Annotated in this window: 9 protein-coding genes; 4 read left to right on the top strand and 5 right to left on the bottom strand. The window is 64.9% G+C overall.

Annotated elements, in window-relative coordinates; genetic code table 11:
- Nucleotides 1–28 precede the first annotated feature (28 nt).
- Nucleotides 29–751, bottom strand: a complete 723-nt coding sequence (locus tag E9536_RS08905; RefSeq protein ID WP_021157667.1) for a (Fe-S)-binding protein — start codon at nt 749–751, stop codon at nt 29–31.
- Nucleotides 752–934: 183 nt separating this feature from the next.
- Here E9536_RS08905 and E9536_RS08895 point away from each other — a divergent pair, with 183 nt between their 5' ends.
- The gene (locus E9536_RS08895; protein WP_027786965.1) at nt 935–1,744 is read left to right on the top strand and encodes an IclR family transcriptional regulator; all 810 of its coding nucleotides are present in this window, start codon (nt 935–937) and stop codon (nt 1,742–1,744) included.
- A gap of 95 nt (nt 1,745–1,839) precedes the next feature.
- Here E9536_RS08895 and pbpG read toward each other — a convergent pair whose 3' ends face one another.
- A complete protein-coding gene (gene pbpG / locus E9536_RS08890; protein ID WP_027786964.1) occupies nt 1,840–3,009 on the bottom strand; it encodes a D-alanyl-D-alanine endopeptidase in 1,170 nt (389 codons plus the stop codon).
- Between the two features lie 652 nt (nt 3,010–3,661).
- Between pbpG and E9536_RS08885 the strand changes: the two genes are divergently transcribed.
- Nucleotides 3,662–4,228: a phasin family protein gene (locus tag E9536_RS08885; protein ID WP_006481973.1), complete on the top strand. Its 567-nt coding sequence runs from the start codon at nt 3,662–3,664 to the stop codon at nt 4,226–4,228.
- A 199-nt stretch (nt 4,229–4,427) separates the two neighbouring features.
- Here E9536_RS08885 and lpdA read toward each other — a convergent pair whose 3' ends face one another.
- The 3 genes from lpdA to aceE all read right to left on the bottom strand — a co-directional run bounded on the left by lpdA (nt 4,428) and on the right by aceE (nt 10,889).
- On the bottom strand, nt 4,428–6,194 hold the full coding sequence (lpdA, locus tag E9536_RS08880; RefSeq protein WP_059699118.1) for a dihydrolipoyl dehydrogenase: 1,767 nt from the start codon (nt 6,192–6,194) through the stop codon (nt 4,428–4,430).
- Nucleotides 6,195–6,480: 286 nt separating this feature from the next.
- Complete coding sequence (gene aceF / locus E9536_RS08870) at nt 6,481–8,124, bottom strand: dihydrolipoyllysine-residue acetyltransferase (protein ID WP_059699119.1); 1,644 nt, start codon at nt 8,122–8,124, stop codon at nt 6,481–6,483.
- 68 nt (nt 8,125–8,192) lie between these two features.
- Nucleotides 8,193–10,889, bottom strand: a complete 2,697-nt coding sequence (aceE, locus tag E9536_RS08865) for a pyruvate dehydrogenase (acetyl-transferring), homodimeric type (RefSeq protein ID WP_027786961.1) — start codon at nt 10,887–10,889, stop codon at nt 8,193–8,195.
- 273 nt (nt 10,890–11,162) lie between these two features.
- Here aceE and fixL point away from each other — a divergent pair, with 273 nt between their 5' ends.
- Together fixL and fixJ are read left to right on the top strand one after the other, a co-directional pair.
- On the top strand, nt 11,163–13,679 hold the full coding sequence (gene fixL, locus E9536_RS08860) for an oxygen sensor histidine kinase FixL (protein WP_027786960.1): 2,517 nt from the start codon (nt 11,163–11,165) through the stop codon (nt 13,677–13,679).
- Complete coding sequence (fixJ, locus tag E9536_RS08855) at nt 13,676–14,314, top strand: oxygen response regulator transcription factor FixJ (protein WP_006493245.1); 639 nt, start codon at nt 13,676–13,678, stop codon at nt 14,312–14,314. The genes fixL and fixJ overlap by 4 nt, the downstream gene beginning before the upstream one ends.

Genomic DNA, 14,314 nt, shown 5'->3' with positions numbered 1-14,314 from the left:
ATCGGGGAAAAGTGAGCGGAACCGGGCGTCAGACGTCGCCCGCCAGCACCTGCGCGACGTGCAGCACGCGCGTGTCGCGGTCGCCGGTGCGGCGCAACCGCCCTTCGATGTTCAGCATGCAGCCGAGATCGCCGAGCACGACGGCGCCCGCGCCCGACGCGCGCACGTTCGCGCACTTCTCGTCCGCGATGGCCGCCGAGATGTCGCCGTACTTCACCGCAAACGTGCCGCCGAAGCCGCAGCAGTGCTCGCAGTCCTTCATCTCGGTGACCGCAATGCCGCGCTGCGCGAGCAGCGCGCGCGGCTGTGCCTTCACGCCGAGCTCGCGCAGGCCCGAGCACGAATCGTGATAGGTGACGGGCCCCGTGAATTCACCCGGCGCGAGCGAGACCTTCGCGACATTCGCCAGGAAATCGGTCAGTTCGTAGACCTTCTGCTGGAACCGCGTGTAGCGCCCCATCAGCTCGGGGTCGTCGCGGAACAGGTCGCCGTAGTGCGCGCGGATCATCCCGCCGCATGAACCCGACGGCGCGACGACGTAATCGAACTGCTCGAACTCGCGCAGCGTCTTTTCCGCGAGATCGCGGGCGAGCGCGCGGTCGCCCGAGTTGTAGGCCGGCTGGCCGCAGCAAGTCTGCGCGGGCGGCACGATCACCTCGTAGCCGGCGTCGCGAATCAGCTTGAGCGCCGAAAAACCGATTTCCGGACGCATCAGATCGACCAGGCAGGTCACGAACAAACCGACTCGCATACGCGCTCCTTCGAGAAAACGGCTCTCATTATCCGCCGTTTGGCCGGCGAGACCAACGCCGGCTCGCGCGCAAGCCCGCACTGCGCGAAACGAGGACTTCCTCGAACGGCGTTCGCTTTTTTCACGATACGAGATACAATCGTTGGAACACCGCTTGCCGCGTCAACCGATTTCTCCCCCGACATGAGCCAACCCACCCCGGATTCCAAAACGTCGATCCAGGTGATCGAACGCATGATGCGGTTGCTGGACGCGCTCGCCGCGCACAGTGACCCCGTGAGCCTGAAGGAACTTGCGCAGCGCACGGAGCTGCACCCGTCTACGGCGCACCGCATCCTCAACGACATGGTGACCTGCCGCCTCGTCGACCGCTCCGATCCCGGCACGTATCGCCTCGGCATGCGGCTGCTGGAGCTCGGCAACCTCGTGAAGGCACGCCTGTCGGTACGCGACGCGGCGCTGATGCCGATGCGCGAGCTGCACCGTCTCACCGGGCAGACCGTGAACCTGTCGGTGCGCCAGGGCGACGAGATCGTCTACATCGAGCGCGCGTATTCGGAGCGCTCGGGGATGCAGGTCGTCCGTGCGATCGGCGGCCGCGCGCCGCTGCACCTCACATCGGTCGGCAAGCTGTTCCTTGCAGCCGACGAAACGTCGCGCGTGCGTGCCTATGCAACGCGCACGGGGCTGTCCGGCCATACGCAGAACAGCATCACCGACATCGCGAAGCTCGAGCGCGAGCTGACGATCGTCCGCCAGCAATCGTGCGCACGCGACAACGAGGAACTGGAGCTCGGCGTGCGCTGTATCGCGGCCGGCATCTACGACGATTCGGGCAAGCTCGTCGCGGGCCTGTCGCTGTCGGCGCCGGCCGATCGTCTCCAGGATGCCTGGCTCGGCCAGTTGAGCCGTACTGCCCTCACCATTTCGGAATCGCTCGGCTACCGGCCGGCGCCCACGAAGGATGCGGACGGGCTGCAGCGGCAGGCGTAAGCCGCTCCCGCGCGCCCGCAGTAAAAAAGCCCCGCGATTGCGGGGCTTTTTTTTCGACCATCGACGCGGCGGCGAACCGCCACGCCGCCGTGCGATCAGGTCCCACCGTTCGGCGTGTTGGCCGCCGTCAGGCGCTCGCCGCCGCCGGCGTCGAGCCAGTTGCGCAGGCGCGCCGCGTCGGCGAAGCGCGAATACTTGCCGAACGAATCGAGCAGCACCATCACCATCGGCCGGCCGTGGATCGTCGCCTGCATCACGAGACATTCGCCCGCTTCGTTGATGAAGCCCGTCTTCTGCAGACCGATGTCCCACGAGCCGTTGCCGCGGATCAGCGCGTTCGTGCTGTTGTAGGCGAGATTGCGCTTGCCCGTGTACACCTCGTAGCTGCGATCGGTCGAGAACTGACGGATCATCGGGTACTGGTACGCCGCATTGACCATCTTCACCAGATCGCGCGCGCTCGACACGTTCGAGCTCGACAGACCGGTCGAATTCTCGAAATGGGTATCGGCCATGCCGAGCGACTTCGCCTTCGCGTTCATCGCGGCGATGAACGCCGGACGACCGCCCGGGTAATAACGCGACAGCGCGGCGGCCGCGCGGTTTTCCGACGCCATCAGCGCGATGTGCAGCATGTCTTCACGCGACAGCACCGAGCCGACCGACAGGCGCGAGCCCGTGCCCTTCTCGTAGTCGCGGTCTTCGTCGGTGACTTCGATCTGGTCGGCCATCGGCGCCTTCGAGTCGAGCACGACCATCGCCGTCATCAGCTTCGAGATCGACGCGATCGGCACGACGGCGTGCGAATTCTTGTCGAACAGCGGCTCGCCGGAATTCTGGTCGACGACGTACGCGACGCTCGAACGCAGCGCGAGCGCGTCCGGCGTGTCGTGCAGGCCGAACGCCTGGCCGACGCTCTGCCGACGCGGCTGGAACGCGACCTTGCGAACCGCGCCGTGATGGCCGGCACGCACGCTGTTCGCCGCGAGCGTCACGCGCTTGCGCGACGCCTTTGCGCGCGGCGCATCGGCCGCGGCGACCTTGGCGGATTTGTCGGAGGTAGCCCTGGCCGACTTCTTCTTCGCGGACGAAGCAGGAGCGACAGCCTTTTTCTTGGCGGCTTGTTGGGTCTTCGCAGTGGCGGCAAAGGCGTCAGCGGGCGTGACGGACGCGGTGGTCGCCAGCAAGGCGACAGCGACCGACACAGCCGTGCCGAGCGTCATGCTCTGCAACAATCTGCGCGGTGAAAACGATTCGGCTTTCATTGGGGTCTGGACAAAGCGGGCGGGAGGTTTCCGCAAGTGTAGTTAAAGCTGAAAAAAAGAGCAATATTAGGCACTTACCGATCGTCGTTAAACCGGAATGTAAGGGTTGGCCAACCTCTGACCAATGAACCCTCCCGCTCCCATCGAAAAAATTCATGGGATGCGCTGCCCGACAGTACCCGTCTCCCGATTACACACGGTTAATTGAGATAACGTCACTTCGGAGGCGATTTAAAGCGGGGAAACTACGTATCCGGCGCTCGGGGTGCCTGGGAGCCGGTCTCGGCCGTGGCGGCGGCACGTCGCCACGGTACGCGCATCGAAACGGCGCGTTTTCGACAGGAACAGAAGGATAACGTTCCATGACCCTGTCAGGTTTACCTGTGCATGATCATGGTGCGCCGCGTGCGCCCCGCGTCCGTGCGCACCATCTGGGAGACGCGCGTGAAACCGATTCCGAACGGGCACGATAACTTATTGTTTTATCGATAATTTGTCGCGATTGTGCAACGCACAAAAAACACTTGACATCCGTTTTCTCTGCCCTAAAATAGGCCTCATTGCTGCGTTGCACAAAGCACGCGCATCCGAGGTTCCCCGTCGTAGTGCCCTTTACCCTGCGATCGACGCGATCGCTTTTCAGGAGCTGGACATGTCCTTGCTGACCCCCGAGCAAATCGCCGCTGCACAGAAAGCCAACCTCGAAAGCCTGTTCGGTCTGACGACCAAGGCGTTCGAAGGCGTCGAGAAGCTGATCGAACTCAACCTGCAGGTCGTGAAGTCGACGCTGGCCGAAGGCCAGGAAAACGCACAGCGCCTGCTGTCGGTGAAGGACGCACAGGAACTGATCGCCCTGCAAGCCAGCCTGTCGCAGCCGGTCGCGGAAAAGGTGCTGTCGTACGGTCGTCACCTGTACGAAATCGCATCGTCGACGCAAGCCGAGTTCGCGAAGGTTGCAGAAGCGCAATTCGAAGAGCAGAACAAGAAGGTCCAGGCACTCGTCGACAACGTCGCGAAGAACGCCCCGGCCGGTTCGGAAACGGCTGTCGCCGCACTGAAGTCGGCACTGAACGCTGCGAACACCACGTACGAAACGGTTCAGAAGGCCACGAAGCAAGCCGTCGAAATCGCTGAAACGAACTTCAACGCTGCTGCTGCCGTCGCAACGAAGGCTGCTACCGCCGCTGCCGCACGTCGTTCGAGCAAGCCGGCCGCGTAAGCGTCCCCTGCTCCTGAAAGAGCCGCGCACAGCGCGGCTTTTTCGTTTCTGGCGCCGCACCACGCCGGAATCGCCAAGCCGCCGGCCGTGCTCGAACGGTCGTTTGAGCATCGGCCGCCCGCAAAAGAAAACGCCGCCGCCCGGATCGCCCGGGAGGCGGCGTTTTTTTGTGGCCGGCAACATGCCGGCCCCGGTCGCGTTACTTCTTGCGCTGCGGCGGCAGGTCCGTACAGACGCCTTCGTACAGTTCGGCGGCCATGCCGACCGATTCGCCGAGCGTCGGGTGCGGATGGATCGTCTTGCCGATGTCTTCCGCGTCCGCGCCCATCTCGACGGCGAGGCACACTTCGCTGATCAGGTCACCCGCGTTCAGGCCGACGATCGCGCCGCCGATCACCCGGTGGGTTTCCTCGTCGAAGATCAGTTTCGTGAAGCCTTCGTCACGGCCGTTCGCGATCGCGCGGCCCGATGCGGCCCACGGGAACACGGCCTTGCCGTACTTGATGCCTTCGGCCTTGCACTGGTCTTCCGTCTTGCCGGCCCACGCCACTTCCGGGTCGGTGTAAGCCACCGACGGGATCTGCAGCGCGTCGAAGTACGCCTTCTCGCCGTGCGCGGCTTCCGCTGCGACGTGGCCTTCGTGCACGGCCTTGTGCGCGAGCATCGGCTGGCCGACGATGTCGCCGATCGCGAAGATGTGCGGGACGTTCGTGCGCATCTGCTTGTCGACGTCGATGAAGCCGCGATCCGTGACGGCGACGCCTGCCTTGTCGGCGCCGATCTTCTTGCCGTTCGGGCTGCGGCCCACCGCGACGAGCACGAGGTCGTAGCGCTGCGCTTCCGCCGGCGCCTTCTCGCCCTCGAACTTCACGTAGATGCCGTCTTCCTTCGCTTCCGCGCCGACCGTCTTGGTCTTCAGCATCACGTTGCCGAAGCGCTTCGCGTTGTACTTTTCCCAGACCTTCACGAGATCGCGGTCCGCGCCCATCATCAGGCCGTCCATCATTTCGACGACGTCGATCTCGGCGCCGAGCGTCGAGTACACCGTCGCCATTTCGAGGCCGATGATGCCGCCGCCGATCACGAGCATGCGCTTCGGCAGCTGGCGCAGCTCGAGCGCGCCGGTCGAATCGACGACGCGCGGGTCTTCCGGCATGAACGGCAGCTTCACGGCTTGCGAGCCGGCGGCGATGATCGCCTGCTTGAACCTGACGACCTTCTTGCCGTTTTCGCCCTGCACTTCCATGTGGAACGGATCGACGAATGCGCCGACGCCCGTGACCACTTCAACCTTGCGCGCCTTGGCCATGCCGGCGAGGCCCGTCGTCAGTTTCTTGACGACGCCGCCCTTGAAGTCGCGCAGCTTGTCGAGATCGACTTCCGGCTTGCCGAACGTGATGCCGTGCGACGCGAGCGCCGCGGCTTCCTCGACGACGAGCGACGTATGCAGCAGCGCCTTCGACGGGATGCAGCCGACGTTCAGGCACACGCCGCCGAGCGTCGAGTAGCGTTCGACGAGCACGGTCTTCATGCCGAGGTCGGCTGCGCGGAACGCGGCCGAGTAGCCGCCGGGGCCGGCGCCGAGCACGAGCATGTCGCACTCGATGTCGACGGCGCCTGCGTAGCTGCCGGCTTGCGGCGCGGGTGCCGGGGCGGCTGCGGCCGGTGCCGGCGCAGCTGCCGCGGGCTTTGCTGCTTCGGGTGCTTTCGCGGGCGCGGCGGCGCCTGCCGCTGCTTCGACGATGGCGATGACGGTGCCTTGCGAGACTTTCTCGCCGGCCTTGACCTTGACTTCCTTGACGGTGCCGGCGACGTCGCTGGGCACTTCCATGGAGGCTTTGTCCGATTCGAGCGTGATGAGCGTTTGCTCTTTTTCGATCACGTCGCCCGGCTTCACGTTGACTTCGATGACATCGACGCCGCTGAAATCGCCGATATCCGGAACCTTGACTTCGATGAGACTCATTACTGTCCCCTTCTTGATTAGCTGCAGACAGAGAGGGAGAAACCCGCGGAAGAACCCACTACTGCGACTACGGCCTGACAAGAGAACGCGACGTTGGGCAGGACCACCTTTGCCGTCCGCCCAAGGACGCGCCTTTCTTTTGGTTACTTTTCTTTGGAAGACAAAGAAAAGTGACCGCCGCCCCGCGCAGGGGCGACGCTAGCAGACCGTTAGCAAGACAGGTTCAACGACGAAACGTGGATAACCGACATAAACCCACGCACCCCGCGAGCACACTCCCCGCTCATCAAAGAATGATGCGACGGAAATCCGCGAGCAACGCGCCGAGATACGCATTGAACCGCGCAGCTTCCGCGCCATCGATCACGCGATGGTCATACGACAGCGACAGCGGCAGCGTCAGACGCGGCACGAACTGCTTGCCGTCCCACACCGGCTTCATCTGGCCGCGCGACAACCCGAGGATCGCGACTTCCGGCGCATTGATGATCGGCGTGAAGTTGGTGCCGCCGATCCCGCCGAGCGACGAGATCGAGAAGCACCCGCCCTGCATCTGGTCCGGCTTCAGCTTGCCGTCGCGTGCGGCCTTCGACAGCTCGGCCATTTCCTTCGCGATATCGACGAGCCCCTTCTTGTCCGCATCGCGGATCACCGGCACGACGAGGCCGTTCGGCGTGTCCGCGGCAAAACCGATGTGGTAGTACTGCTTGAACACCAGGTTGTCGCCGTCGAGGCTCGCGTTGAAGGTCGGGAATTTCTTCAGCGCGGCGACGACCGCCTTGATCACGAACGCGAGCATCGTGAACTTCACGCCCGCCTTTTCGTGCTCCTTGTTCAGCTGCACGCGCAGCGCTTCGAGCTCGGTGATGTCCGCTTCGTCGTTGTTCGTGACGTGCGGGATCATCACCCAGTTGCGATGCAGGTTCGCGCCCGAGATCTTCTTGATGCGCGACAGCGGCTTCGCCTCGAACGGGCCGAACTTCGAGAAGTCGACCTTCGGCCACGGCAGCAGGTTCAGCTCGCCGCCGCCTGCCGGCGCGGCCGCCGCGCCCGGTGCCGCGCGCTGGCCGGTCATCACGCCCTTCACGAAGCCCGTGACGTCTTCCTTCGTGATGCGGCCCTTCGGACCCGAGCCCTGCACGCGCGCGACTTCGACGCCGAGTTCGCGTGCGAACTTGCGTACCGACGGCGATGCGTGGCTGGCGCGGTATTCGCCCGACGGTGCCGCGGCCGGAGCCGGTGCGGCAGCGGCCGGTGCGGCCTTCGCGGGTGCGGCGGCGGGTGCCGGCGCCGGCGCTGCTGCGGCGGGCGCCGGTGCGCTCGCCTGCGGTGCGGCAGCCGCTGCACCTGCGGCTTCGAGCAGCACGATCAGCGTGCCTTCCGACACCGAATCGCCCACCTTGACCTTGATTTCCTTCACGACGCCCGCTGCCGGGCTCGGCACGTCCATCGTCGCCTTGTCCGACTCGAGCGTGACGAGCGACTGTTCCTTCTCGACCGTGTCGCCGACCTTCACGCCGATCTCGATCACCGGCACGTCCTTGTAGTCGCCGATGTCCGGTACCTTCACTTCGAGCGTGCCGCCGGCGGCTGCCGGTGCGGCAGCCGGTGCCGCTGCGGCCGGCGCAGGCGCTGCCGCCGGAGCCGGTGCTGCGGCCGGCGCAGCCGCGCCGTTGGCCTGCGCCGCGGCGCCGCCTTCGAGCAGGATGATCAGCGAGCCTTCCGACACGGAATCGCCCACCTTGACCTTGATTTCCTTCACGACGCCGCCTACCGGGCTCGGCACGTCCATCGTCGCCTTGTCCGACTCGAGCGTGACGAGCGACTGCTCCGGCTCGACCGTGTCGCCGACCTTCACGCCGATCTCGATCACCGGCACGTCCTTGTAATCGCCGATATCCGGCACCTTCACTTCGATCGCTTGACTCATCTGTTTCTGTCTCCATGGCCGCGCGCGCTTCTCGCGGAAGCGGCGCGCGGCATCACACGGCGTGTGCGTTAAACGGTCATCGGGTTGGGCTTCGACGGATCGAGGTTGTACTTGGCGATCGCGTCCGCGACCACCTTGCGCTCGATCGTGCCCTCGTCGGCCAGCGCGTTGAGCGCGGCGACGGTGACCCAGTGACGGTCGACTTCGAAGAAGTGACGCAGCTTCTCGCGGGTATCCGAGCGGCCGAAACCGTCGGTGCCCAGCACGACGAAGCGGCGATCGATCTGGCCGCGGATCTGGTCGACCAGCGCGCGGACGTAGTCGGTCGACGCGATGACCGGGCCCTGCGTGTCCTTCAGGCACTTCTGCACGTGCGACAGGCGACGCTCCTCGGTCGGATGGAGCAGGTTCCAGCGCTCGACCTGGTGGCCTTCACGCGCCAGCTCGGTGAAGCTCGGCACGCTCCACAGGTCGGCGGCGACGCCCCAGTCGTTCTTCAGCAGGTCGGCGGCAGCGATCACTTCGTTGAAGATCGTGCCCGCGCCGAGCAGTTGAACGCGCGGCGCCTTCTTGTCGGCGTCGGCCTTCTTGAACGAGTACATGCCCTTGATGATGTCGGCCGCCACGTGCTCGCCCTGCGGAATCGCCGGGTGCTCGTAGTTCTCGTTCATCACCGTGATGTAGTAGTACACGTCCTCCTGGTCCTGCACCATGCGGCGCAGGCCGTCCTGGACGATCACCGCGAGTTCGTAGCCGAAGGTCGGGTCGTAGCTCACGCAGTTCGGCACCGATGCCGCCCACAGCAGCGAGTGGCCGTCTTCGTGCTGCAGGCCTTCGCCGTTCAGCGTCGTGCGGCCCGCGGTACCGCCGAGCAGGAAGCCGCGCGAACGCATGTCGCCCGCGGCCCATGCCAGGTCGCCGATCCGCTGGAAGCCGAACATCGAGTAGAAGATGTAGAACGGCACCATGATCTCGCCGTGCGTCGAATACGACGTCGCCGCCGCGATCCAGTCGCACATGCCGCCCGCTTCGTTGATACCTTCCTGCAGGATCTGGCCGGTCTCCGATTCCTTGTAGAACATCAGCTGGTCGGAATCTTCCGGCACGTACTTCTGGCCCTGCTGGTTCCAGATACCGATCTGGCGGAACAGGCCTTCCATGCCGAACGTACGCGATTCGTCCGGGACGATCGGCACGACGCGCTTGCCGAGCGCCTTGTCCTTCAGCAGGATGTTCAGGATCCGCACGAACGCCATCGTCGTCGAGATCTCGCGGCCCTCGCCCGTGCCCTTCAGCAGCGGTTCGAACGCGTCGAGCGCCGGCACCGGCAGCGACGTCGCCTTCTCGCGGCGATGCGGCAGGTAGCCGCCGAGATCCATGCGCTGCTTGCGCATGTATTCGAGTTCCTTCGAGCCTTCCTCGAACTTCAGGTACGGCACGTCGGCGATCTGCTCGTCGGTGATCGGCAGGCGGAACTGGTCACGGAACTTCTTCAGTTGCTCGACCGGCAGCTTCTTCTGCTGGTGCGTGATGTTCATCGCCTGGCCCGATTCGCCCATCCCGTAGCCCTTGATGGTCTTCGCGAGAATGACGGTCGGCGCACCCTTCGTGTTCGTGGCTTCGTGGAAAGCCGCGTAGATCTTGTGCGGATCGTGGCCGCCGCGGTTCAGCGCCCAGATGTCGTCGTCGGACCAGTCGGCGACGAGCGCCTTCAGTTCAGGCGTGTTGAAGAAGTGCTCGCGCACGAACGCGCCCGACTCCGACTTGTACGTCTGGTACTCGCCGTCGACGACTTCCATCATGCGGCGCATCAGCGCGCCCGTCTTGTCGCGTGCGAACAGCGCATCCCAGCGGCTGCCCCAGATGACCTTGATCACGTTCCAGCCGGCACCGCGGAATTCCGATTCCAGTTCCTGGATGATCTTGCCGTTGCCGCGCACCGGGCCGTCGAGACGCTGCAGGTTGCAGTTGATCACGAACACGAGGTTGTCGAGCTTTTCGCGGCTCGCCATCCCGATCGCGCCGAGCGATTCCGGCTCGTCCGTCTCGCCGTCGCCGAGGAATGCCCACACCTTGCGGCCTTCCGTCTTCGCGATGCCGCGCGCTTCCAGGTACTTCATGAAACGTGCCTGGTAGATCGCCATGATCGGGCCGAGGCCCATCGACACGGTCGGGAACTGCCAGAAGTCCGGCATCAGCCACGGGTGCGGGTACGACGAAATGCCGTTGCCGTCGACTTCCTGGCGGAAGTTGTCGAGCTGCTCTTCCTTCAGGCGGCCGAGCAGGAATGCGCGCGAGTACACGCCCGGCGACGAGTGGCCCTGCACGAACACGAGATCGCCGCCGTGCTGCTCGGACGCTGCGTGCCAGAAATGGTTGTAGCCGACGTCATAGAGCGTCGCGGCCGACGCGAACGACGCGATGTGGCCGCCGACGTTCGTGTCCTTGCCTGCACGCAGCACCATCGCCAGCGCGTTCCAGCGCGTGTACGAACGGATGCGGTGCTCGATGTCCTGGTCGCCAGGGATCTTCGCCTGGGCTTCGACCGGGATCGTGTTGATGTACGGGGTATTGGCGGAGAACGGCAGGTGTTCGCCGTGCATGCGGGCGAACTCGATCTGCTTTTCGATCAGGTAATGCGCGCGGCCGGTGCCCACGGAGGAGATCACGCCATCGAGCGACTCCAGCCACTCGACGGTTTCTTGCGGGTCGTCGTCACGTTCGGCGGCGACATATTTCATCACTTCGTTCGGTACAGCGGACATTCTCGTCTCCTGGGTCCTGGAATGTGAGGATCGCTCTCGTGCAGACGACGCGACGCGACCGGCTGCGGGCAAGCTCCAGCGGATTGTAATGAGCGTGCGCGGGCCTGCGCAACAAAATTTTCGAATAGTGAGATCTTTTCTCGCAATGCGGAATATTGCTGCGCTGCACCCATATTTCGGGGCTCTCCGGCGCGTCCCGGCGAAACAAATCCGTTTCCGTTCAACATATCCGGTATAGGTTTTCCATGTATTGCGCTGCGCTACAATCCTGCCATGTTGACCGATCGGCTTTTCGCACGCTCGGCGCGACCGTCGGGCCCGCCGGCGGAGTCGCAGCCGTCCCGTTGGCACCACGGACCGTGGTGGTCCAATTCCTATTTGCTGACGCCACTGCTGTCGATCCTCGTGTTCCTGGTGGTGATGAGCCTCATCCTGTGGAGCCTCAACCGCCGCGAACAGCAGCAGCAGGAAGACACCCTCTTCCGGAACGTCGCGTGGGCGCAGCAGCAGATCCGCCTGTCGATGACGGGCGCGCAGGAACAGCTCCAGGCACTGTCGCGCGACCTCGCATCCGGCCGCCTCGACCAGAACGCGTTCCAGATGGCCGTCGCGGACGTGATGCAGACGCACCCGGAAATCCTCTACCTGAACTGGTACACATCGCCCGGCGTACAGCGCTGGCCGACCGTGCATCCGCCGCTGCTCGGCCAGCGGCTCGCGAAGCCCGGCGAAGCGCAGATGCAGGACGCCGTGCGCGGCGCATACGACGAGGCGCGCAGCACGCGCCGCCAGGCCTATTCGCCGCTGATCTACGACGACTTCGGCAACGGCTTCATCACGCTGCAGACGCCCGTCATGCGCGGCGACCGCGAGTACCTCGGCTCGATCGCCGCGGTGTTCTCGGTCGAAGGCATCCTGAAGCACGACATCCCGCAGGAACTGTCGTCGAAGTACAAGATCTCGATCACCGACGCGAACAACCGCGAGCTGTCGTCCACGTCGACGCGCCCGCGCCTGCCGCGCGACTCGCACTACGACCTGCCGCTCGATCCGCCCGGCCAGGGGCTGACCGTGCGCGTGTACGCATTCCCGCAGCTCACGAACCTCACCAACAACACGCTCGTGTGGCTCGTGGCGGGCCTGTCGTGCTTCGTGCTGTGGAGCCTCTGGAGCCTGTGGAAGCACACGCGCCAGCGCTTCGAGGCGCAGCAGGCGCTGTACGCGGAAGCGTTCTTCCGCCGCGCGATGGAGAATTCGGTGCTGATCGGCATGCGCGTGCTCGACATGCACGGCCGCATCACGCACGTGAACCCCGCGTTCTGCCGGATGACGGGCTGGGACGAAACCGACCTCGTCGGCAAGGTCGCGCCGTTCCCGTACTGGCCGCGCGACGCTTACCCGGAAATGCAGCGCCAGCTCGACATGACGCTGCGCGGCAAGGCGCCGAGCTCGGGCTTCGAGCTACGCGTGCGGCGCAAGAACGGCACGCTGTTCCATGCGCGCCTGTACGTGTCGCCGCTGATCGACAGTTCGGGCCGCCAGACCGGCTGGATGTCGTCGATGACCGACATCACCGAGCCGAAGCGCGCGCGCGAGGAACTCGCGGCCGCGCACGAGCGCTTCACGACGGTGCTCGAAAGCCTCGACGCCGCGGTGTCGGTGCTGGCCGCCGACGAAGCCGAGCTGCTGTTCGCGAACCGCTACTACCGCCACCTGTTCGGCATTCGCCCGGACGGCCATCTCGAGCTGTCGGGCGGCGGCTTCGACCGCGCGCAGGCATCGTCCGACTCGATCGACATGGTCGACGCGTTCGCGGGCCTGCCGGCCGCCGCGCTGACGAGCAGCACCGCCGATGCGCAGGAGGTGTACGTCGAGAGCATCCAGAAGTGGTTCGAGGTGCGCCGCCAGTACATCCAGTGGGTGGACGGCCACCTCGCGCAGATGCAGATCGCGACCGACATCACGACCCGCAAGAAGGCGCAGGAGCTCGCGCACCAGCAGGAAGAGAAGCTGCAGTTCACGAGCCGATTGATGACGATGGGTGAAATGGCGTCGTCGATTGCTCACGAATTGAACCAGCCGCTCGCCGCGATCAACAACTACTGCTCGGGCACGCTCGCGCTCGTCAAGAGCGGCCGCGGCACGCCCGAGACGCTGCAGCCCGCACTGGAAAAGACCGCGCAGCAGGCGCTGCGCGCCGGGATGATCGTCAAGCGGATCCGCGAATTCGTGAAGCGCAGCGAACCGAAGCGCCAGCCGGCCCGGGTCGCGGACATCGTCGCCGACGCGGTCGGGCTCGCTGAAATCGAGGCCAGGAAGCGCAGGATCCGGATCGTCACGGAAATCCTCGCAAGAATGCCTATTATTTATGTCGACCCCGTGCTGATCGAGCAGGTGCTCGTGAACCTGATGAAGAACGCGGCCGAGGCGATGGCCGACGTGAAGCCGGCGTCGGCGGACGGCGTGATCCGCGTCATCGCCGACATCGAGGCGGGATTCGTCGACATCCGCGTGATCGACCAGGGCCCGGGCGTCGACGAAGCGACCGCCGAGCGCCTGTTCGAACCGTTTTACAGCACCAAGTCCGATGGCATGGGCATGGGGCTGAACATCTGCCGTTCGATCATCGAATCGCATCGGGGGCGTCTGTGGGTGGTCAACAACGTCGAGCCGGATGGCCGCATTTCCGGCGCGACGTTCCACTGCAGCCTGCCCATTGGGGAACCCGCTGATCTCGGCCAAGGGGGGCGCGAGGCATCGGCATCACATACCGTTACGGGAGAACTATGAATAGCCCTGTCACCACCACTCAGGAAACCGTCTTCGTCGTCGACGACGACGAGGCCGTACGGGACTCGCTGCGCTGGCTGCTGGAGGCGAACGGCTATCGCGTGCAATGCTTCTCGAGCGCCGAGCAGTTCCTCGATGCGTACCAGCCGGCGCAGCAGGCCGGCCAGATCGCGTGCCTGATCCTCGACGTGCGGATGTCGGGCATGAGCGGTCTCGAGCTGCAGGAGCGCCTGATCGCCGACAATGCCGCGCTGCCGATCATCTTCGTCACGGGTCACGGCGACGTGCCGATGGCCGTGTCGACGATGAAAAAGGGTGCGATGGACTTTATCGAGAAACCGTTCGACGAAGCCGAGCTGCGCAAGCTCGTCGAGCGGATGCTCGACAAGGCCCGAAGCGAAAGCAAGAGCGTCCAGGAGCAGCGTGCCGCGAGCGAACGCCTGTCGAAGCTGACCGCGCGTGAGCAGCAGGTGCTCGAACGGATCATCGCGGGCCGCCTGAACAAGCAGATCGCCGACGATCTCGGCATCAGCATCAAGACGGTCGAAGCGCACCGCGCGAACATCATGGAAAAGCTCAACGTCAATACGGTGGCCGACCTGCTGCGCCTCGCGCTGTCGAAGAAGCAGGCCTGA

This window comes from Burkholderia sp. LS-044, assembly GCF_004803625.1.
Taxonomy (GTDB): Bacteria; Pseudomonadota; Gammaproteobacteria; order Burkholderiales; family Burkholderiaceae; genus Burkholderia; species Burkholderia cepacia.
This window is presented reverse-complemented; position numbering and strand designations above follow the sequence as displayed.